The organism is Streptomyces antioxidans, assembly GCF_000968685.2.
GTDB lineage: Bacteria > Actinomycetota > Actinomycetes > Streptomycetales > Streptomycetaceae > Streptomyces > Streptomyces antioxidans.
In genome coordinates, this window is record NZ_LAKD02000027.1 from 92,634 (window position 1) to 113,744 (window position 21,111).

General features: G+C 72.2%; 11 protein-coding genes. 5 read left to right on the forward strand and 6 right to left on the reverse strand.

Translation table 11 applies throughout. The annotated features are described in order from the left end of the window. Positions 1 to 4 precede the first annotated feature (4 nt). The 3 genes from secD to VT50_RS10630 form a co-directional block, all read right to left on the reverse strand. Positions 5 to 2,239 carry a protein translocase subunit SecD gene (gene secD / locus VT50_RS10620; RefSeq protein ID WP_053048398.1) on the reverse strand — a complete coding sequence of 745 codons (2,235 nt, stop codon included), beginning with the start codon at positions 2,237 to 2,239 and terminating at the stop codon, positions 5 to 7. Between the two features lie 627 nt (positions 2,240 to 2,866). Next, entirely contained in the window at positions 2,867 to 3,610 is a 744-nt protein-coding gene (locus VT50_RS10625) for a response regulator (protein WP_046084063.1), read from the reverse strand. Positions 3,611 to 3,612: 2 nt separating this feature from the next. Next, on the reverse strand, positions 3,613 to 4,575 hold the full coding sequence (locus VT50_RS10630; protein ID WP_046084064.1) for a HAMP domain-containing sensor histidine kinase: 963 nt from the start codon (positions 4,573 to 4,575) through the stop codon (positions 3,613 to 3,615). Positions 4,576 to 4,966: 391 nt separating this feature from the next. On the opposite strand from VT50_RS10630, the gene VT50_RS10635 reads away from it, so the two are divergent. The 4 genes from VT50_RS10635 (at position 4,967) to VT50_RS10650 (ending at position 7,287) form a co-directional block, all read left to right on the forward strand. Then, positions 4,967 to 5,314, forward strand: coding sequence for a TraR/DksA family transcriptional regulator (locus VT50_RS10635; RefSeq protein ID WP_107424771.1), 348 nt, complete (start codon positions 4,967 to 4,969; stop codon positions 5,312 to 5,314). 61 nt (positions 5,315 to 5,375) lie between these two features. Next, a complete protein-coding gene (locus VT50_RS10640) occupies positions 5,376 to 5,744 on the forward strand; it encodes a TraR/DksA family transcriptional regulator (protein WP_046084065.1) in 369 nt (122 codons plus the stop codon). Next, positions 5,741 to 6,562: a rod shape-determining protein gene (locus tag VT50_RS10645; RefSeq protein WP_046084066.1), complete on the forward strand. Its 822-nt coding sequence runs from the start codon at positions 5,741 to 5,743 to the stop codon at positions 6,560 to 6,562. The genes VT50_RS10640 and VT50_RS10645 overlap by 4 nt, the downstream gene beginning before the upstream one ends. A gap of 86 nt (positions 6,563 to 6,648) precedes the next feature. Further along, entirely contained in the window at positions 6,649 to 7,287 is a 639-nt protein-coding gene (locus tag VT50_RS10650) for an Rv1733c family protein (protein WP_046084067.1), read from the forward strand. 9 nt (positions 7,288 to 7,296) lie between these two features. Here VT50_RS10650 and VT50_RS39270 read toward each other — a convergent pair whose 3' ends face one another. Continuing rightward, a complete protein-coding gene (locus tag VT50_RS39270; RefSeq protein ID WP_158083198.1) occupies positions 7,297 to 7,467 on the reverse strand; it encodes a hypothetical protein in 171 nt (56 codons plus the stop codon). Positions 7,468 to 7,636: 169 nt separating this feature from the next. Between VT50_RS39270 and VT50_RS10655 the strand changes: the two genes are divergently transcribed. Continuing rightward, entirely contained in the window at positions 7,637 to 8,323 is a 687-nt protein-coding gene (locus VT50_RS10655; protein WP_046084068.1) for a GntR family transcriptional regulator, read from the forward strand. A 52-nt stretch (positions 8,324 to 8,375) separates the two neighbouring features. On the opposite strand, the gene VT50_RS10660 is transcribed toward VT50_RS10655, so the two are convergent. Both VT50_RS10660 and VT50_RS10665 read right to left on the reverse strand, forming a co-directional pair. After that, the gene (locus VT50_RS10660; protein WP_046084069.1) at positions 8,376 to 9,722 is read right to left on the reverse strand and encodes a hypothetical protein; all 1,347 of its coding nucleotides are present in this window, start codon (positions 9,720 to 9,722) and stop codon (positions 8,376 to 8,378) included. Further along, positions 9,719 to 21,001: a polyketide synthase gene (locus VT50_RS10665; RefSeq protein ID WP_240529118.1), complete on the reverse strand. Its 11,283-nt coding sequence runs from the start codon at positions 20,999 to 21,001 to the stop codon at positions 9,719 to 9,721. Before VT50_RS10665 ends, VT50_RS10660 begins: the two co-directional genes overlap by 4 nt. Between the last annotated feature and the right edge of the window lie 110 nt (positions 21,002 to 21,111).

A 21,111-nucleotide genomic window follows, 5' to 3' on the forward strand; every position in this document is an offset into this window, starting at 1 on the left:
AGCGTCACCGGTGGACCCTGCCGGGGGGCTTTCGGCGCGGGTGCAGTTCGACGGTGAGTGAGGCGGCGGTGAAGACGGAGGAGTAGGTGCCGACCGCCAGGCCGATCAGCAGGGCGAGGGCGAAGTCGGCGAGGGTGTCGTCGGCGAGGACCGCGAGGGCGGTGAGGATGAACGCCGCGCCCATGCCGGTGTTGACGGTACGGGGCAGGGTCTGCAGGATCGCCCGGTTGGTCAGTCGGGGAAGCGGTGTGGCGCGGTCGCGGCCGAGCAGTTCGCGTACGCGGTCGAAGAGGACGACGGAGTCGTTGACCGAATAGCCGATGACGGTCAGTAGGGCGGCCAGGAAGACCCCGTCGACCGGCTTGCCGAGCCAGGCGAAGGCGCCGATGAGGATCACCACGTCGTGGGCGAGCGCGACGACGGCCGCCGTCCCGAAGAACCAGCGGAACCGGACCGCGAGGTACAGCAGTTGGGCGCCCAGGGCGAGGGAGAGGGCGATGAGGGCGTTACGGCGCAGTTCGTCGCCCATGCTGGGGCCGATCAGCTCGTCGCGGACCTTCTTCGTCTCGCCGCCGAGGGCGCTGACGGTTTCGTTGACGGTGGCCTCGTCGGTGTTGGTCAGGTTCTCGGCGCGCACCGTAAGCCCGGTGTCGCCGGAGGACTGTACGACCGCGCGGGGAAACCCGGCGTCGGTGAGGGCGGTACGGGCCCGGTCGGGGTCGACGGGGGCGCTGGTGGCGTACTCGATCAGTCGGCCCCCGGTGAACTCGATGCCGAAGTCCAGGCCGCGGACGAGGACGCCGGACGCCGCCACGACGGCGAGTGCGGCGGAAGCGGCCAGCCAGCGGCGGGGACGGCGCATCAGGAACGGGTCGCGGCGCAGCAGCCGGTCACGGACCCAGCCGGTGCCCGCGATGCCGGTGACGCGGGGACGGCGGAAGACCCCGGGGCGGTTGGCCGCGTACTCGGCGAGCACCCGGCTGATCACCAGGGCGCTGACCATCGAGGCGAGGACGCCGATGGCGAGGGTGATACCGAAGCCGCGCACCGGGCCGGAGGCGAAGGCGAACAGGAGGCCCGCGGCGATCAGCGTGGTGATGTTGGAGTCGGCGATCGCGCTGAGGGCACCGCGGAACCCGGCCGCCAGTGCCGAGCGGGGGCTGGGGCGGCTAGAGGCCGCGTACTCCTCGCGCGCCCGTTCGAAGACCAGGACGTTGGCGTCCACGGCCATGCCGATCGCGAGGACGAACCCGGCGAGGCCCGGCAGGGTCAAGGTGGCGCCGAGCGCGGCCAGCGCGGCGTAGGAGATGAGGCCGTAAGCGGCCAGGGCGACGGTCGCGAGCAGGCCCAGGAGCCGGTAGACCGCGATGATGAACAGTGCGGTCAGCGCGGTGCCGATGACGGCGGCGCGGGCCGCGGCCTCGATCGCGGCATCGCCGAGCGTGGCGCCGATGGTGCGCTGTTCGACGGTCTCGACCGGTACGGGCAGGGCGCCACCGGAGATGAGCAGGGCCAGTTCGCGGGCTTCGGCGTCGTCGAAGGAGCCGGTGATCTGGGTGCTGCCGCCCGGGATGCCGGTCCCGCACGGTACGGAGGGGTCGACCTGCGGCGAGGAGATGATCTTGTTGTCGAGGACGATGGCGACCCGTCGCTGCGGATCACCGGCCGGATGACAGGCGGCCCGTGCGGTGACCTCTCGCCATCGGTCCTTGCCGGTCTTGGAGAAGTCGACCGTGACATGCCATCCGGCACCGCCCTGCTGGTCGAAGCGGGCGTCGGCGCCCTCGACGTCCCGCCCGGTCAGATCGGCGGCCAGCAGCCGCAGGGGCCGTCCGGACTCATCCGGCAGCACCCGCCCCTCGGCCGGATCCGTCGAGGGGGTGGTGGCGCGGTCGGTGGTCCCGGCCGGGCCGCTGACCGCGTGCACGGTGAGCTGCGCGGTGCGGCCCAGCACATCGGCCGCCTTCTTCGGGTCATGAACGCCGGGCAGTTCGACGAGGATGCGGTTGTCGCCGGAGCGGACGAGGGTCGGTTCGGCGACGCCGAGGGCGTCGATGCGGCCGCGCAGCACCTCCATGGTGCGGTCGGTGGCCGCGGCGTCGGCGTGGGTGGTGGGGGTGGAGCGGGTCTCCAGCATGATCTGGGTGCCGCCGCGCAGGTCGAGGCCGAGGCGGACCGGCGTGGTGAGGGCGATGGCCAGCGATCCGGCGATCACGGCGAGGGCGAGCAGCGCACGCATGCGCGGGAATTTGCTCCGCTTGTTCCGGGTATTCCGGTTATTCCGGCTATTTGACTTTTCGCGGCGTTTCAACACGGGCCTCCGGCAGGCACGTCGCGGCAGCGGCACGCACGGCCGCGACGGAAGAAAGGGTGATGGGTGGCGTCAGTTACCTGCGGGCGCCGGAGGGGCCCGGCCACGGTCATGGGCCGATCGGCCGGGAGAGATAACTACGCGCGCGGAACGCGCCGAAGCACGGGCACCGACAGCCGGGGCGCCATCCGCATCGCGGGGGTCGGTGGCGTGGTGATCCGGTGGGCACGGGCGCTCACCGAGGTGGTCGTGGCGGACCCTGGCCTGGGCCGCGCAGCCGGTGGCGCACGGGTCATCCGCCCGGGGACCGGTGTCCGGACGCTCGGCGCCCGTGGCCGCCGGGGCCGAGTGGGGCACGGGGCCGGAAGTGGCGCGCGCGGTATCGGCGGGAACCAGCGCCAGCAGGACGGCGAGGAGCGCGACGAGCGTTCCGGCCAGTCGGTGACCGGCGGGCGGGAGGGTGCGGGGTGCTGGGCGCATGCACCGTCCCTTTCCTGCCGGGTGTTCGGATTCCTGCTGGCTGCTCGGTTCCCTGCCGCGTGATCGGGGCGTACGTCAGGGTTCGATGAGACCGGCGCGGATGGCGTAGCGGGTCAGCTCCAGCCGGTCGTGCAGACCGAGTTTCTGCAGGAGGTTCGCCCGGTGGCGGTGCACGGTCTTGACGCTGATGAACAGGATCTCGGCGATCTCCTTGGAGGAGTGCCCCTCGGCGACCAGTTTGAGGACCTCCTCCTCGCGAGGGGTGAGGAGCTGGTCCGGGTTTTCCTCGCCGTGGCGGACGCGGTCCAGGTAGTTGCGGATGAGGGCGGTGACCGCGCCGGGGTAGAGGAACGGCTCATTGCGCATCGCGGCCCGGCAGGCGGCGACCAGATCGCGGTCGGCGACCGACTTCAGCACATAGCCACAGGCCCCGGCCTTCAGCGCCTGGAACAGATACTGCTCGTTGTCGTGCATCGTCAGCATCAGAATGCGCAGGCCCGGCTTGAGCGCCACCAGCTCGCGGGTGGCCTGAAGGCCGGTCAGGCGCGGCATGGCGATGTCGAGCACGGCCAGGTCGATCTCCCGGCTCCGGGCCGCCTCGATGGCCTCGGCTCCGTCCCCGGCCTCGGCGACGACCTCCAGGTCGGGCTCCCGGTCGAGGATCAGGCGTACGCCGCGGCGTACCAGGGCGTGGTCGTCGGCGAGCAGGATGCGGATCGGCGCCGCGGTCGTGGGAGAGGCCGTGGGAGCGGCCGCGGGAGAGATCACGGGAGGCGGTGTCGAGGCCGTGGCGGGTCCGGGCGGCGTCGGATCGGGCATGGTCAGGGCTGCTTCCTGGGGGCTGGTGCGATGAGGCGGATCCGGGTGCCCGCGCCGGGCGTCGAGGTGATGTCCAGGGTGGCCTCGGCGAGCAGGGCGCGTTCGCGCATGCCGCGGATCCCGGCGCCCTCGCAGGCGGCCTCGATGCCGCGGCCGTCGTCGGCTATCTCCAGCACCACCGACTCGTCGACGCGGTGCAGGCTCACCCCGATCCGCCGCGCGTCCGCGTGGCGGGCCGCGTTGGTCAGGCTCTCCTGAGCCACCCGGTACAGCACGAGCTCGCTCTCCTGGTCGAGGGTGGGCAGGTCGGCGTCGAGGCGGCGTACGACACGCAGCCCGGTGTGGGTGGCGAAGTCCTGCGTGAGCGAGGTCAGTGCGCTGACCAGGCCCAGGTCGTCCAGGACGCCGGGCCGCAGACGGCGCACCAGGCGGCGGACCTCGTCCAGGCTCTCCCGGGTGATCTCCTGGGCCTGCTGCAGGTCCTCGCGCAGCGGCTCGGGGGCGTCGTCCGCGGTGCGCTTGAGCACCAGCAGGATCGCGGTCATGCTCTGCCCGACCTCGTCGTGCAGTTCCTGGGCGATGCGGCGGCGCTCCGCCTCCTGGGCCAGCAGCGCCCGGGCGCTGGACGTGGCGCGTTCGTGCTCCAGCCGGTCGAGCATGGCGTTGAAGGTGCGGATCAGCTCGGACACCTCACTGCCGCCACGGGCACCGGGCACGGGCAGCCGTTGGCCCGGGCGCAGCAGGTCAACGGTGGTCATCAGCTTGGCCAGCCGGTCCAGCGGGGCCAGGCCCCAGCGCAGCAGGGTGCCGTTGGCGACCAGCATGACGGCGAGACCGCCGACCAGGAGGCCCGCCTCGGTCAGCAGCACCGGCACGGAGACGGTCACCGGCGCCCACAGCAGCAGCGCCGTGGCGGTGCCGAGCACCACGGCGTTGAGCCCGAATATCCGCCAGAACAGCGACACCGGGGACACTCCTCCTTCCGCGCTTCGCGTGTGATCAGCTCTACTGTCGCTCATCGCCCTGCGGCTCATCGCCCCGTGGCTCATCGCGCCCCGGGCGGAGCCACCGCGGCTGATCACGACCGAGCCTGACACAGCCTGCCTTCGGCACCGCGCGCGGTCGATGGGGCCCGCTCCCCATATCCGGGGGCGTCGGATACCCATGCGCCGTTTCCCGCCATCGCCCCGTGGTCACCACTGTCCCGGGCAAATGGGGTCCGCGCCCGATGGGTTTCCGACGCCGAATCGAGCAGAGTCGAAGACGATCGAGCCGTCCGGTACGGCCAGCCAGCGCTCGCGGTCATGGCGACCGCGGCGACGGAACCGGGCGGCCACTGCCGCGCGCAGCGCGCTTATGAGAAGGGACCTCATCGTGCCGCTCGACACCGCCCAGACCGGCCCCCGCCCCGGGCGGCTGACCTCTCATGAGGCCCGCCAGCGCCTCGAGCACGCCCGCAACAGCCGCCTGGCTCAGCTGCGTGCCCTCGACGAGAGCGTGCACAGCACCGACGCCCATCTGGTGTCCGCGCAGACGGAGGCGATCCAGCGGGTCCTCACCGAGATCGACGAGGCGTTCGTCCGCGTCGACGACGGCACCTACGGCAGCTGCCAGGGCTGCGCCAAGCCCGTCCCGGCCGAACGCCTGGAGATCCTCCCCTACACCCGGCACTGCGTCGCCTGCCAGGGCCGCGCCACCGCCTGACCGGCCGCCATCCCGGCTCCATCCGACCCGTCTTCGTCTCCGCCCTGCTCAAAGGGGTGAAGTGGTGAACCACCAGACCATCGGCGACCGTGCTGCGCACCTGTCGCCCGAGGATCTTGCCGCGCTGCGGGAGAACCTGCATGAACAGCGGCTGTTCCGCCAGGAGCAGCTGCGGCAGATCGCCGCGGCGCCCCGCGCCGAGGACCTGCTACGGCGCCGCTCCGCGGCTCAGACCGAAGTACACGTCAAAGTCGCCGCCTCCGCGCGCATGGTCCTCGCCGATGTGGAGGCGGCGCTGCGGCGCATCGCCGAGGGCCGCTACGGCCGTTGCCACCTGTGCCGTCGCCCCGTAGAACGCGAACGCCTGATGATCGTTCCACAGGCCCGCTACTGCGCACGGTGCCAGCAGGTGCGGGAGGCCGAACGATGACCGTCCTCCGCCGCTTCCGGGCCGGCGGCTCCCCCGCCGGGCACCGGCACCGGCCCCGGCCGTGGTGCCGACACTGCTGCGGCCTCGCCCTCGACCTGGGCAGCGCCCGCACCCGCGCCTGGATCGCCGGCCGCGGCACCATCCTCGACGTGCCCACCATCACCTTCCCCGGTGCCGGAGCGGTGTACCCGATCCAGCGCGGCGCCATCGTCGACGTTCCGGGAACGGCCCGGATGCTCGACCGGCTGCTCAGCCATCGGCTGCCCCGCCTCGGCCGCCCGCTGGTGGTGGTCACCGCGCCCGTGCTGGACGGCCCCGCCTATCGGGAGCGGGCCCGCACGGCCGTGGAGGTGCTGCGCCCGCGTGCGGTCCTGACCGTCCCCACCGCACGCGCCATCGCCCTGGCCGCGGACGCCGACCTCTCCCTCCCGCTGCTCGTGGTGGACATCGGCGCCCACCTCACCGAGGTGGTCCTCCTCCTCGACGGCCTGGTCGTCGACGCCCGCCGCACCGCCCTGGGCACCACCGACCTCGCCGGTGCCAGCTCCACGGCGGAGATCAGCGAAGCCATCAGCACCATGATCACCTCAATGCTCCGGCAGGACCGCACGTCCCACACCGCCGAGGCGCTGACCCGGGGAGCCCTCCTGGCCGGGGGCGGCGCCCTGCGCCCCGACCTCACTCACCGGCTCATCGGCGGCACCCACGCACCCCTGCGGGCGGTTCCCGCACCGCACACCGCGGCGATCCGCGGCGCCGCCAAGATCCTTCGGGCCGCGCACGGCCATCCGTCGGCCAGTGGTACGTCCCCGCCCTGACCCGACCCGCTCCTCCGCCGACCCCGCCGACCCCGCCGGCCGGGGTCTCCGGTACGCCATCCCCCGACCCCGGAAGGAGAACCACCGTGTCCGGCGCGACACCTCCCGCGCAGCCGCCGCCCGATCCCCCGCACCACGGGCTTGTGCATCCCCTGTCGCTGTGGCGCTGGCGGCACAATCCGCTGTACCGGTGCACGGACCGCCTCCAGGGCCGGATCGCACTGGCGTTGTTGCTGCTGGTGCCGATCCTGGGGCTCGGTGCCCTGTTCGCCGCCGGTGACGCCGCCCAACGGCATTACCGCGCGACCGCCGAGCACCAGCGACAGGCCCTGCACCGCACCACCGCCGTGCTCATCCACGACGCCCCGGATCATCCGGAGCCCGGCTCGGCGGAGGCGCGGGAGAACCGCTACCCGGCCACGGTCCGCCTCACCGACCCGGACGGACGGACCCGCACCGCCGAGACCGACGTACTGCCCGGGCTGGACGCGGGCAGCTCCGTCCAGGTGTGGGTCGACGCGGACGGAGCGATCGCCGAACCGCCCATGGACACCGCACAGATCCGCAGCCGCACCATGGGCTGGGCGCTTATGGCCTTCCTTACCGTGGTCCTCGCCGGTGCCGCCGCCTACCGCGGCGCCGCCGTGGTCCTGCGACGGCGCAATCTCGCCGAGTGGGACACCGAATGGGCCGAGACCGCGCCGCGCTGGACCACTTCCCCCTGAGCGGGGGCGTCAGCCGCGGAGGGGGCCCTCGCAGGCGTAGTCCGAGGTGTCCGCACGCTGGTCGGACCAGATGTCCACCTCACCGAACCAGCAGTCCATATTGGTCAGGTTGTTGTCGCCGCCCGCGGCCCGGTCGAGGATGAAGTGATCGATCGCGGGGCCCCCGCGCTCACCGCCCACGCGAACGGGAACTCACCGACTGCGCGAACAAGGCGATGGCGCCCGGGCGTTCCCCATCGGCGGCCGTAGTCGCACCTGCGCATGGGCACCCGTGAGAGCAACATGACATTGTACTCTGGTGATCCTCTCGGCCGAGAAGGCCCGGGGCACGAAGGGATCACCAACCGCCATGGGCCACCTCAAGCAGCGCAACCTCATCACCACCAGGGAGCGGCTGCGCGACCAGGTGGCCCATGCCCTGCGCGCCGCGCTGATCTCAGGCGAACTGCGCCCCGGCGAGGTCTACTCGGCGCCCGGCCTGGCCGAGGACTTCGGCATCTCCGCGACACCGGTGCGCGAGGCGATGCTCGACCTGGCCCGCGAGGGCCTTGTCGAACCGGTGCGCAACAAGGGCTTCCGCGTCACCGAGGTCAACGAACGCGACCTCGACCAGTACACCGAGATCCGCACCCTGATCGAGGTCCCCATGATCGGCCGGATCACCCGCAGCGCCGCCCGCGAGGACCTGGAGGCGCTGCGCCCGGTGGCGGAGGAGATCGTGCGCGCCGCGCGCGAGCACGACCTCATCGGCTATCTGGAGGCCGACCGCCGGTTCCATCTCTCCCTGCTCGCGCTCGCCGGGAACGACCGGCTCGTTGAAACCGTCGGCGACCTGCGCAAACGCTCACGGCTGTACGGACTGACCACACTGGACGAGCGCGACCAGCTGATCCCGTCCGCCGAGGAGCACATCGAACTCCTCGACCTGATGGTCGCGGGTGACGTGCGGGGCGCCGAGAAGTGCATGACCCGCCACCTCGGCCATGTGCGTTCGCTGTGGGCCGAGCCAGGTGGCCCCCGGCGGCAGGGCGGATGACCCCGGCCGGCCACCGTCGGCTCAGCCCCCGGCACGAGCGCGATCCCCGCGGCTACCCGGCGCTTCCCGTCTCGCTCAGCGCCGTGAGGCGCTGCCTGGCCCGCTCCGGCAGGACGTACTCCCCCTCCTTCGCGATGCGGTCGTACAGGGCCTCGACCCGCTCGTAGTGGTCGTCGAGGTTCTGGTCAAGCAGGTGGTATTCGGACTTGTTGTAGATGCCGAACTGGAGGTCGGTCATCAGGCCGAACGGATCGATGTCCGCCGCGCGCAGGGTGCCGCCGAACACCAGGCGCAGGAACTCGTCGACGCTCTCGTAGCCGAGCGTGGCGAGCAGGAACTCGATCGACGCCCACTTGCGCCTGGTCTGGTAGGCGCGCTCGTCCGGATCGACGATGAAGTCCAGGCCGCTGGTCATGCCCTTCGGGTAGAACACCTTGTTGAAGCAGCGCAGGTCGATGGTGAGGCGGTCCTTGGTGGTCCGGGGCAGGGTGCTGTCGGCGTGTGCCCGGTAGTTGTCGAAGACCAGGGCGTCGCCCACCCGGCTGTCGCAGTAGTAGCCCGGGGACGGCGTGTCGGCGTATGTCTTCGCCCAGTACATCGCCATGAGGAAGTCCCGCACCGAGGGCAGGTCGATCTCGGACAGCCGCCCCTCGAGGAAGAGGTACAGCGCCTTGTCGACGGCGTCCTTCTCCGCGCCCTCAAGGCCGTGCTCCAGCATCTTCTCGTAGGTGTACGGGAGGTTCGGGGCCTCCAGCTCGGCCTCCTCGAAGATCACGAAGGGCTGCCGGTTCAGCGGGGTCGGGGTCAGCGCGGTGTGGAAGCTGCGGTACTCGGTGGGGAAGCCGAGCTGCTTCTTCACCAGCGACGGGATCTGCAGGGCGATCGAGCTGGCCGCGTGGGTGCCGTACGGCCGCTTCTCGGCCGGCACGATGAAGGCATTGACCACCGCGGTCTCGACCTCGGGGAAGTGCTCCTGGACGAGGTCCTGGTTCAGGTCGTAGAAGCGCTTCGCCGAGGGCACGAACAGCACGCAGTTCTCGAACATGGTGGAGACCGGGAAGTAGCTGCCGATCGAGGCGGCGGCGAAGCTCTCCTGGATCACCGCCTGGCAGCGCAGCTGGCGTGCCAGGTTGTCCGCCAGGTCGTCGTCCAGGTTCATCCTGACGACCTGGGTGGGGTGTGCCTCGGGGCGGAAGCAGCTCGTGTTCAGCTTCCGGTGCGGAGGCAGTGCCGACTCCATCTCCCCCTTGTCCACCTGGTACTTGTCCAGTACCGGGGACAGTTGCTCGGCGTGTGCCGCCGCCGAGGAGTGCAGTAAGGTGCCGGTCTTCTGGTAGGTGCCGGTGACAGTGGCGTCGTCGTCCACCGTCGCGTCCGGTGCGTGGGTCGCGTCGCTCATGACGTGGTGTTCTCCGCTCGGTCCGAAGTGTTGATGCGGTGCACATAGGCACGGACGAATTCCTCGTCGACGGGCGGGGACGGGTAGTCCTCCGCGCCGAAGACGGCGTCTCCCACGGGGAGCGCGGCGAACATGTCCACCAGGCCCTGCGCCGTCAGGCCGTCCACCAGGGCGGCGATCCGGGCGAGGGGGCTCGCCCGGTGCCCCGCGGCGAAGTCCAGCGCCTGCTGCCGCCATGCGTCGAAGGGCACGATCTCCGCCCCGCCGCCGGCGGCCCCGACCATCTCGAAGAAGCGGTCGAAGGTCGGGGCGCCGGAGTTGACGAAGTCGTAGTCCCTGCCGATGCGTGAAAGGTCGCTGGTCATCGCCTGGGCGACGGTCCGGCACAGGTAGTCGACCGGCAGCACCGCCGTGAGGTCGGCGGCCAGCGACGGAAAGCTCCCCATCGCGAGGCAGCCGGTGATCAGGTTGTGCAGGAAGTCGCCGCGGTCGAGCCGGAACCGCCCGGTGCGGGTCGAGGCGCTCACATACGGCAGCCGGTACGTCGACGCCTTCGCGCCGCGCCAGCGGGCGGCGGCCACCATCTGCTCCGCCTGCCACTTGGAGGTCTGATAGCCGTACTCCGGGGAGTCCTCGGTGACCGGGTACCCCAGGTACCTCGGCAGCGTGGCGAAGGTGGAGATGAAGTGGAACGCCTTGCCGCGACCGCGCGAGGCCAGACGCAACGCCTCGTGGGTGCCAACCATGTTGGGGCCGATGTATTCCGCCATCGGCCGCATCCAGTCCAGCAGGGCGGCGGAGTGGCAGATGGCGTCCACCTGGTCGGCCAGTTCGTCGAAGCGCTTCTCGTCCAGGCCGAACAGCGGCTGGGTGAGGTCGCCCACCACCGGGTTCAGCAGCGGCGCGAACTCCTCGTTCCACAGGCCGTAGTCGTCGAGGGCGGCGACCAGGCGGTCCATGGCCCGTTGGGCGTCGTCCGCCCGCACCAGGCAGTGGGCGACCACCTTCGAGGCGAGCAGTTCGTGCAGCAGGTGTGCGCCGACGAATCCGGTGGCGCCGGTGACGAAGACCGCCTCCGGGCGTTCCGGCGCCGGGGTGGCGTTGTCGAAGCGGAGGTCGGGGTGCAAGTGGCCCCTCCGGGCCACCGACAGGTCCGTGGCCGCGGCATCGGCCGCCTCGGCGGCCACCGCGCCGGTGCCGGTGCCGGGCCCGGGTGCCGCGTCCAGCCCCGCCTCCAGCAGCTTCGTCAGGAGGAAGTCGCTCAGGGAGATGAGGTTGGGGTGGCCGAAGGCGATCCTCGCGGGCAGGGTGAGTCCGGTCAGGTTCGCGAGCTGGTTGCGCATCAGGACCGCGGTCAGCGAGTCGAAGCCGATGTCCCGGAGCGGCAGGTCGACGCCCACGGCCTCCGGCGAGGCGAAGCCCAGGGTCTTCGCCACCTCCGCGCGGACCGTGCTCAGCATCACGGCCGGGTACTCCTCCGGCGGGGCCTCGCCCAGCAGTTTGCGCAGGTCCGTTCCGCCACCCGGCTGGGGGCGTCCGCCGGCGTCGCTGTCGAGCAGCGCGCGGAACAGCGGCGGTATGCCGCCGTGGTCCCCGAAGTAGTGCTGGACGCGGTTCAGGTCCAGCGCGGCCGCCACCCTCAGCGCGGGGCCGCTCCTGACGGCGAGCTCGAAGAGCTCCAGGCCCTCGTCCGGTGCCAGCCGGTCCAGCCCGAGCTGGGCGAAGCGGACTCGGTCGAACTCGCTGAGTCCCGCGGCCATGCCGTCGCCCTCCCAGGGGCCGAAGGCCACCGAAGTGGCCGGCAGGCCCTCGGCGCGGCGCAGGTGGGCGAGCGCGTCCAGGAAGGCGTTGGCGGCGGCGTAGTTGCCCTGGCCGGGTGTTCCCAGGACGCTCGAGATGGAGGAGAACATCACGAAGAAGTCCAGGTCCATGTCCTGGGTCAGCTCGTGGAGCTGCCACAGGCCGTCCACCTTGGGCCGGAAGACCGCGTCAAGCCGCTCCGGTGTCAGGGCGGTCAGGACGCCGTCGTCCAGCACACCTGCCGCGTGGACCACACCGCGCAGCGGGCGCTTCTCACCGAACAGTGCCATCACCGCTGCGACGTCATCGCGGTCCGCCGCGTCGCACGCCACCACGGTGGCGGTGGCGCCCAGCTCGGACAGCTCGTCCACCAGGGCCTGCGCGCCGGGGGCCGCCATCCCCCGGCGGGAGGTCAGCACCAGGTCGCGTACGCCGTGGGTGCCGGCCAGCCACCCGGCCACGCGTCGGCCGAGGCCGCCGACGCCACCCGAGATGAGCACCGCGCCGTCCGGCCGTACGAAGGGCCGCTGCTGGGCCGGGACCGACGCCTCCTCGCCCGCCCGCCGCAGCCGTGGCGCCAGCGCCTCGCCGTCGCGGATGGCGCACTCCGGTTCGGCTTCCAGCATCAGTGCGGCGGGGAGGGCCGTGCGGTCCGCCTCCTCCTCGCCGATGTCGATCAGGCGCAGGCTCAGTTCGGGGTGTTCGTTGCGGGCGGTACGCATCAGGCCCCAGAGCGGACCGGCGCCCGGCCCGGAGACCGTGTCGTCGGCCCCGGTGCCCACCGCGTTACGGGTGACCCAGACCAGCGGGGTGCGGAACTCGGTGCCGATCGCTTCCTGAAGCTGCTCCAGCGCCCCGGCGGCGAACGCGCGGGCCTGGTCCGGCACCTCCGCCTCGGAGTCCCACAGGCAGACCAGGCCGTCCAGGTCCTCGGCGTCCTCCAGGTCCTGGACCTTGATCACCTGGATACCGGCCCGGACCAGGAGGGTCTTGACCTCCCGCGCCCACGGGACGTCCCCGGCGGGGGTCAGCATGCCCCAGGAGCCGCCCAGCTCGACATCCTCGGTGTCGAGCTGGCGCCAGTCGACGTCGAACTGGAAGCGGTCCACTCCGGCCGCGGCCAGGCGTCGCATCACTGCCCGGTCCATTCGGCGTGCGTGGAGGCGGTGGAGGTGGCCGACGTGGCCGCCGTCGCCGTCGTGGATGTCGAGCGAGCCCCAGAACTCGCCGTCGCCCAGCTCGAACTCGGCGACCCGGACCCAGATCTCCGCCAGACCCTTCACCCGCACCGACAGGCGCTCGGCCTCGAACGGTACGAAGACGTCGTCGCTGTCGGGGTTCCGCAGCCGCTGGGTCATCAGCAGCGACTGCATGGCCGAGTCCAGCAGGGCCGGGTGCAGGACGTAGCCGGCGGCGGTCTGCTGCGCGCTCTCCGCCAGCGCGACCCTGGCCCACACGGACCCTTCCGTCTGCCAAGCCTCCTTTATGCCCCGGAAGTTCGGGCCGAAGCCGTAACCGACGGAGTCCAGCTCGCGGTAGAGGGCGGACACGTCGAGGGGCTCGGCGCCCCGGGGTGGCAGCGTCTCCGCGCTGACGCCAGCGGCACCGGCCGTCTCCGCGGGCGTGAGCGAGCCCTCGACGTGCAGCTGCCACCCGTCCTGCCCCTCGGGCGCGCTGTAGACCTTGACCGGACGGGTCGTACCGACCGCCGGGCCCACGGTGACCTGCGTGCGCACCGGCGTCCCGGGGGCGATCACCAGCGGCCAGGCGAACACCACGTCCGACACGTCCCATTCGCCCGCGTGGGCCGCGTCCCCCGCCGCCCGTATGACCTCGAAGAACGCCGTGCCAGGCAAGAGGACGGTGTCCATCACCCGGTGCTCCCCCACCCACTCGGGCTGGTCCGCCGCCACCACGTTGGTGAACAGGGACAGCTCGGTGCCGGCGATCTCCGCACCGCCGCCGAGGAGCGGGTGGCCGGTGGGGTTCAGACCGGCGCCGGGCGCGCGGGACAGCGGTGGCTCGAACCAGAACCGCTCCCGCTGGAAGGCGTAGGTCGGCAGGGCCACCCGGCCGCCGCCGAAGGGCGCGAAGTAGCCGTCCCAGTCGACCGGGACGCCCCGCACATGGAGCTCGGCCAGGCCGCGCTGGATGACCGAGGCGCCGTTCTTGCCCGGGGTGCAGGACGGCACCCAGGACATCGGTCCCTCGTCGGCCAGGCAGAACGCCCCCAGGCCGGACAGCACGGGCTGCGGGCCGAGCTCCAGGAAGGTGTTCGCACCCTCTCGGCGCAGGTTGCGCATGCCGTCGCTGAAGCGGGCCGCGTGGCGCACCTGGCGCACCCAGTAGTCGGGGTGTTCCAGTTCGCCCGGCGCGGCGCGCTCGCCGGTGAGGCTGCTGACGAGGGGGACCGCCGCGGGGCGGAAGCGGACGGTCTCCGCCACGGCCCGGAACTCGGCGAGCATGCCGTCCATGTGGTGCGAGTGGAAGGCGTGTGACACCGTCAGCCGCTTGGCCTTGTGGCCGTGCTCGGTGAAGTGGGCGGCGATCGCTTCGGCGGCGTCGGTGTCACCCGACAGCACGGTCTGCGTGGGCGTGTTGAGTCCGGCCACGTCCAGCTTGCCGCGCAGGCCGAGGGCGTCGATGGCGGCTTCCGCCTCCTCGCCGCCGACGTCCACCGACACCATGGCGCCGCGGGCGGGCAGGGCCTGCATCAGTCGGCCACGGGCCGCGACCAGCCGGCAGGCGTCGGCCAGGTCGAACACCCCCGCCACATGGGCGGCGGCGAGTTCGCCGATGCTGTGGCCGAGCAGCAGCTCCGGCCGCACGCCCCAGCTCTCCCACAGCCGCCACAGCGAGACCTCCAGGGCGAACAGCGCGGGCTGGGTGAAGTGGGTGCGGTGCAGCAGGGCCGCGTCCTCGTCGGCCGGATCGGCCCACATCACCTCGAGAAGAGGCTTCTCCAGCTCGGTGAAGCGGGCGGCGACCTCCTCCAACGCCTCGCGGAAGACGGGGTAGACGTCGTAGACGTCCTTGCCCATGCCCGGAAGCTGGCTGCCCTGGCCCGTGAAGAGCAGGGCCAGCCGGGGTTCCTCGGCGTGGTTCCCGGTGCGCACCGACTCCGCGGGCAGTTCCCCGGTACGGGCGAACGAGGCCAGCTCGCCGAGGAGTTCAGCCCGCTCGCCGGCCTGGAACACCAGGCGGCGACGGAGGTGGCTGCGGGTGGTGGCCAGGGAGCGGGCCACGTCACCGAGGTCGTCCTGGACGTTCCCGCCCAGGTGCAGGTGCAGGTTCTCCACCTGCTGGCGCAGGGCGGCGTCGTCGTGGCCGGACACCACGAACGGCACCGTACACGGCAGCGGCGCGGGCGCGCCCTCCTCGACGGCCTTCGCGGCCGGTCGCGGAGGCTCCTCGACGATCACATGGGCGTTGGTGCCGCCGATGCCGAACGAGCTGACACCCGCGCGGCGCGGCACGTCCCCGGCCGGCCACGGGCGCTGCTCCTGGACCAGCGCCATGCGGGCGCCCTTCCAGTCCACGGCCGGGGTGGGCTCGGCGATGTGCAGGGTCCGGGGAAGGGTGTCATGGCCCATGGCCAGTACGACCTTCATCAGGCCGGCCAGACCGGCGGCGGCCTGGGTGTGACCGAGGTTGGACTTGGCCGAACCGACCCACAGCGGCGCCTCCCCCGAGTGGCTGCCGCCGAAGACCTCCGCGAGCGCGGTGCCCTCGATGGGGTCGCCCAGCTTGGTGCCGGTGCCGTGCGCCTCCAGGTAGTCGATATCGCCCGGCTGGAGTCCGGATGCGGCCAGGGCGGCGCGGATGACCCGCTGCTGGGCGGGGCCGCTGGGGGTGGTCAGGCTGGCGCTGTGACCGTCGTGGTTGACGGCGGTGCCGCGCAGCACCGCCAGGACGGGGTCGCCGTCGCGCCGGGCGTCGGACAGCCGCTTGAGGATGACGGTGGCGGAGCCCTCGCTCCAGCCCGTGCCGTCGGTGTCGGAGGAGAACGACCGGCAGCGGCCGTCCGTGGACATGCCGCGCAGGCGGCTGAACTCGACGTGCAGTTCGGGGGTGAGCATCAGGCTCACCCCGGCCGACACCGCGAGGTCGCATTCGCCGCCGCGCAGTGCGTTGCAGGCCAGGTGGGTGGTGACCAGGGAGGATGAGCATGCCGTGTCCACGGTGAGGGTCGGCCCCTCGAGGCCGAAGATGTACGACACCCGGCCTGACATGGTGCCGCCCATGGAGCCCGAGCCCACATAGCCGTCGAGGTCGCTGAGCCCGCCGGCCGTCGTGAGGCCGTACTCGCGCCACGCCGAGCTCTTGCCGATGCCGATGAACGTGCCGGTCTGGCTGCCGCGCAGCCGGTCCATGGTGTAGCCGGCGCGCTCGAACGCCTCCCAGGTGGTCTCCAGCACCATGCGCTGCATGGGGTCGAGCGAGCGGGCCTCGCGCGGCGAGATGCCGAAGAGGGCGGCGTCGAAGAGGTCGATGGAACGGACGAACCCGCCCTGGCCGCAGTACGAGGTGCCGGGCACCGCCGGGTCGGCGCTGTACAGGGCATCGGCGTCCCAGCGGTCCCTCGGAACGTCGACGATCCCGTCTCCGCCGCGCTCCAGCAGCTCCCAGTATTCCTCCGGTGTGTTGGCGTCGCCGGGAAGGCGGCAGGCCATGCCGATGACGGCGATGGGCTCGTCCTGGTCGGCCCGGCGGCGGTCGGGCACGGCCTGCTGGCGCGTCCGCGTGCCGCCGGACAGGTAGTTGGCCAGGGTCTTGACGGTGAAGTGCTCGAAGAGCTTGGCCCCGAGGAGGGGCCGTCCCAGCAGCTCCTCCAGCCGCGTCTGGACCCGGACGACCCGCAGCGAGGTGCCGCCGATCTCGAAGAAGTTCTGGTTGACGCCGATCCGGTCGTGGCCGAGCACATCCGACCAGATGGCCACGATGTCCCGCTCCAGCTCGGTGGCGGGCCTGGCGGTGGCGTCTACCTCCAGCACCGGGTCCGGCAGCGCGTTCTCGTCGATCTTGCCGTTCGGGGTCAGCGGAAGCTCGTCCAACTCCACGAAGAACGCGGGCACCATGTACCCCGGCAGCCGCTCGGCCAGCCAGGGGCGCAGCACACGGTGCAGCGGGGTCCTGGGCGGCTCGCCGACCGCGGATGTGTTGGCGTACTCGCCGAGAGCGTCGCGGTCCGGCACTTCTGCCGCGTGCGAACCGAGGTCGGGGGTCTGGCCGGGCCGCCAAAACAGGGCGTCACACCGCCAGGTGCCGCCGGAGCGGCTGGGCAGCAGGGCCAATTCCAGGCCCGCTTCAGCGGCGGCGCCGGCGAGGTCGGTGGGGTCGATCCAGGACGTGGGCACCGCCGAGGTGCTGGCGCCCCTGCTCTCCAGGGCTGAGGCCACCCGGCCGCACACCTCGCCCAGCCGGCCGTTGGGGATGCCGTTCAGGCGGAGCGGGCGGTCGGCGACCGAACCCAGCTGGGCGCGGAGCGCGGCCAGGTCGAGACCGTCGGCCTGCCAGTCCTTCTCCGCCGCCGGGGTGGCGGGGTGGGCGTCCTCACCGATGTGCAGGGTGACGTCGTAGCGGTAGCGCGTCATCTCGTTGACGTAGCGGCCGTCGCGCAGGGTGATGTCGACACGGCTGATCCGCGGGAACACGTTCGGCAGGCTGGCGAAGTAGGCGTGGCCGAGCACCAGTTCGCGCTCCTCGCGCATTCCGCGCTCGGTGCGTCGGGCCAGTTCCTCGGCGGAGATCCCGCCGGTCTCCCCCGCCGCGCGGAAGTGCGCCACGTCGGCGTGGAAGACGTCCAGCAGCGACAGGTCGCGTACGTCACCGAGGAACACCCGGCCCCTGGTGACCGCCTTGGTCGCCCACTCCAGCACCGAGGTCAGGTAGTCGGCGCTGGGGAAGTACTGGGCCACCGAGTTGATGACCACGGTGTCGAAGGCGCCCTCGGCCACCTCGGGGAGCGCGTGGGCGGCGCGCTGCTCGCAGGTCACGTGCGGCAGGGAGGCCAGGTGCCGCCGGGTCATCTCGACGGCCGTGGCGGAGGCGTCCACGGCGTGGTAGCTGCGGCAGTGCGGTGCCAGGCCGAACAGCATCAGGCCGCTGCCGGAGCCGATCTCGAAGATGTCCCGCGGTGCGTGGGAGAGGATGCGCCGGACGGAGCTCCGCTGCCAGTCGCGCATCTCAGCGTCGGAGAAGGGGAGGCCGTCGTAACTGTTGCGCCAGCCTGCCAGGTTGAACGTGGCGTCGGCGGTGCCGGGACCGGCGCTGGTGCCGGTGCCGGTGCCGGTGCCGGTGCCGGTGCCGGTGGCGGTGCCGGAGGGAGCGGCATCGGTGCCCGCTTCATAGGCGCGGTCCCAGGCCGCTGCCCATTCGGCCAGGGCGGTGCTCTGGTCCACCGGAGCGGGGACCGGACCGCTGGCCGGAGCCACGTCGCGGACGCAGTAGGCGACCAGGTGCTCGTCACGGCCGACCACCACGGCGCGGTGGACCGACTCATGGCGGCTGACGGCCGCCTCGACGTCGGCCAACTCGATGCGGTGGCCGCGCAGTTTGATCTGACGGTCGTTGCGTCCCAGCAGCGTCAGCCTGCCGGAGTCGACGAAGCGGGCCAGGTCGCCGGTGCGGTAGAGGGTGCCGGGGTGGAAGGGGTTGTCCGGGAAGCGCAGCCGAGTCTGCTCGGGGTCGTCTCGGTAGCCGCGGGCCACTCCGGCGCCGCCGACGCACAGTTCTCCGGGGAAGCCGAGCGGCACCGGCGAGAGGTCTTCGCCGAGGACGTAGACCCGGGTGCGGTCGATCGGGGTGCCGATGAGGATGCCGCCTTCCTCGGCGCGGGCCGCCACCTCCCAGGCCGTCGACCACACGGTGGTCTCGGTGGGGCCGTACATGTTCCACACCGAGACCGGGTCTCCGGCGGCGAGCAGCCGGTCCGCCAGATCGCGGGACAGCGCCTCACCGCCGCAGAGGATCTTCTTCAGGGTGGGGGTGCCCTGCCAGCCCCCGTCCAGCAGCAACTGCCAGGTGGAGGGGGTGCCCTGCATCATGGTGATCGCATGCCGCTCCATCAGCCCGCTCAGGGCCTTGGCGTCCAGGGTCTCCTGGGCCTGGGCAATGACCGTGGTCGCGCCGCAGAGCAGCGGCAGGAACAGCTCCAGTACGGAGATGTCGAAGGACACGGTGGTGATCGCCAGCAGCCGGTCGGCGGCGGTGCACCCCGGGCGTTGGCGCATGGCGGCCAGGAAGTTGCCGACTGCCCCGTGGGTGATCTCGACCCCCTTGGGGCGGCCGGTCGAGCCCGATGTGTACAGGACATAGGCCAGGTCCCCGGCGCCCACCTCGACCGCGAGGTCCCCGTCAGCGCTCAGCTCGGCACCCAGGTGGACGCTCACGCAACGGGTGTCCCAGGCGGCGAGGGCCGCGGGCACGGTGGCGGGTGTGACGATGAGGATCGGATCGGCGTCGTCGATCATCTGGCGGATGCGTTCTGCCGGGAACCCGGGGTCGACGGGCACATAGGCGGCGCCCGTCTTCATGACCGCCAGGAGGGCCACGACGAGGTCGGTCGAGCGGCCCAGGGCCACGCCGACCAGGTCGCCGCGGCCCACGCCCCGGTCGGTCAGCGCACGGGCGAGCCGATTCGCCCGGGCGTTGAGCTCGGCGTAGGTCAGGCTGACGTCCGCGCTGACCACCGCGGTGTCCTCGGCATGGGCGCGCGCGGCCTCTTCGAAGAGTCGGTGCAGGCCCTGTTCGGGGAGGTCCGCGGCGGCGCGGGACGTTTCGTTGAACTCCTCGATGAGGGCCGCGCGTTCGTCCGCGGTGAGAAGGTCGGCGGTGCCCGGAAGCCGCTCCGCGGCGGCGGGTAGTCGGCCGCACCACGCGGTGAACTGACCGGCCAGCCGGGCGACGTCCCGGGCTGACAGGCGAGTGGCATCGTAGTGGAAGCTGACGAGCGCGCTCTCCTGGCCGCCGTCCTGGCCATCGTCCCGCTGGACGTGGAGTTCCAGTTTCGGACGGTGTCCGTCCCGGCCGCCGGGGCCGTGGCCGGCGGCCTCGCGGGTGCCCCAGGAGATCAGCACATCCGGTGTCAGTGCGCCGCTGTTCCAGCGTTCCCGAAGCGCTTCGTCCCGGCCGACGGCGTCGCGGCGAATCCATCCGCGTTCCTGGCCGCGGGTGAACTCCCGTCGCACCGCGCGCAGGTTCTCCGAGATCGTCGCCTCGGCGTCGACCCGGCACGGCAAGGGCAGCCAGGGAAGGAACAGGTCCCGGTGCGCGGCGTCGACGCCATCGCGAGGGGCCGCCATCGCGAGGTGAACCTCCCGTCGGCCGCTCGCCCGGCCGAGGAAGATGCCCAGCGCACCGGCCAGGTCCGCGGCGGCCGCCGCGGACGCTTCCAGGTCGCCGTCGCCGCCGCCGGTCCGGGGCGGGACGTGGCATCGCACAAGGACGGGATCCGGCTGTTGTCCGCTCTCTGCGCGCGCCCGGGTCCCCGGGCCCGGCTGCGGATAGGGAAGGCGATAGGGGTGGTCACCGCCGTTGATCAGGCGCTCACGCCATCGGCTCGTGGCCTTGGAGGCCCTGACACCCGCTTCGGTCAGGCGCGCGCCCGCGTCCTCGCCGGGGACGTCCAGGACCGTGCCGGGCCGGATCCCATGGGCCGCCGCGATGGCGCCGATGGAGCGTTCCTCGCCCTCCAGGGTGCACAGCCGGACCAGGGCGACGCTTCCGGCGCCTGTGGCCACCCGCAGGCCCGACGCTTCGTCGCAGGAGAGGACCGTACCGGGCGCGGCGGCGGCGTCATCCGCAGTGGCGGGCTGGTGGCGGGCTCCCCGGAGGGCGTGGACGTGCCCGCCGAGGTTGACCTTGGGCCACACCAGCGGGCTCGCGAACGGTCCGTAGTCGGTCGCCCGGACCATGGCGGCGATGCGCTCGGCCGGAAGGTTCCAGTCGATCAGACCCTCGTCGGCGAACTGGGTGTGCCGCGAGAAATAGCGGCGGGTCGCGGAGCTCTGAGGGGTCGAGGTCTCGCGGCCCGCCGCGATCTGGTCGATCAGTTCGGCCACGCTGGCGACGGCGGCTTCGTCACACTTCAGGCCCAGCGACAGCGCGGTGTCCTCGGGCTCGATCGCCACCGGTACCCGCGCCAGCACCTCGCCGCCGTCGACCTCCTCGGCCATGCGGTGCCAGGTGATGCCGTACTCCCGTGCCCCGTCCGCGATGGCCCAGGACGGCGTGTGCAGGCCCGAGTACTCGGGGAGCGGGCCGTAGTGGTAATTGACGGCTGCCCGCCTCGCGCAGGCCAGCAGCGCTTCGGGCACCACCGCGTAGTTGCCGACGCTCAACAGGAGGTCGCAGGATAACCGTGGCGCGAGGGCCACCGCCTCGGCGAGTTCATGGTGCGGAATACCCGCCTTCACCGCCCAGGACCGGGCGGTGGCGTCACCGGTCACCACGCCTGCGATCCGGTGTCCATTCGCCATGACTGCCTCGCCACAGCGAACGAGTACGCTCCCGCCACCGATCAGGACGGAACTGATAGAAGTCATTGCCGTGCCTCCCCGTGATGACCCGCGATGCGTCCGGTGAGCGC

Excerpts from the sequence above, each read along its gene's own strand:
- secD (WP_053048398.1), bottom strand. The coding sequence starts at position 2,239 with ATGCGTGCGCTGCTCGCCCTCGCCGTGATCGCCGGATCGCTGGCCATC.
- VT50_RS10625 (WP_046084063.1), bottom strand. The coding sequence starts at position 3,610 with ATGCCCGATCCGACGCCGCCCGGACCCGCCACGGCCTCGACACCGCCT.
- VT50_RS10635 (WP_107424771.1), top strand. The coding sequence starts at position 4,967 with ATGAGAAGGGACCTCATCGTGCCGCTCGACACCGCCCAGACCGGCCCC.
- VT50_RS10645 (WP_046084066.1), top strand. The coding sequence starts at position 5,741 with ATGACCGTCCTCCGCCGCTTCCGGGCCGGCGGCTCCCCCGCCGGGCAC.
- VT50_RS10655 (WP_046084068.1), top strand. The coding sequence starts at position 7,637 with ATGGGCCACCTCAAGCAGCGCAACCTCATCACCACCAGGGAGCGGCTG.
- VT50_RS10660 (WP_046084069.1), bottom strand. The coding sequence starts at position 9,722 with ATGAGCGACGCGACCCACGCACCGGACGCGACGGTGGACGACGACGCC.
- VT50_RS10665 (WP_240529118.1), bottom strand. The coding sequence starts at position 21,001 with ATGGCGAATGGACACCGGATCGCAGGCGTGGTGACCGGTGACGCCACC.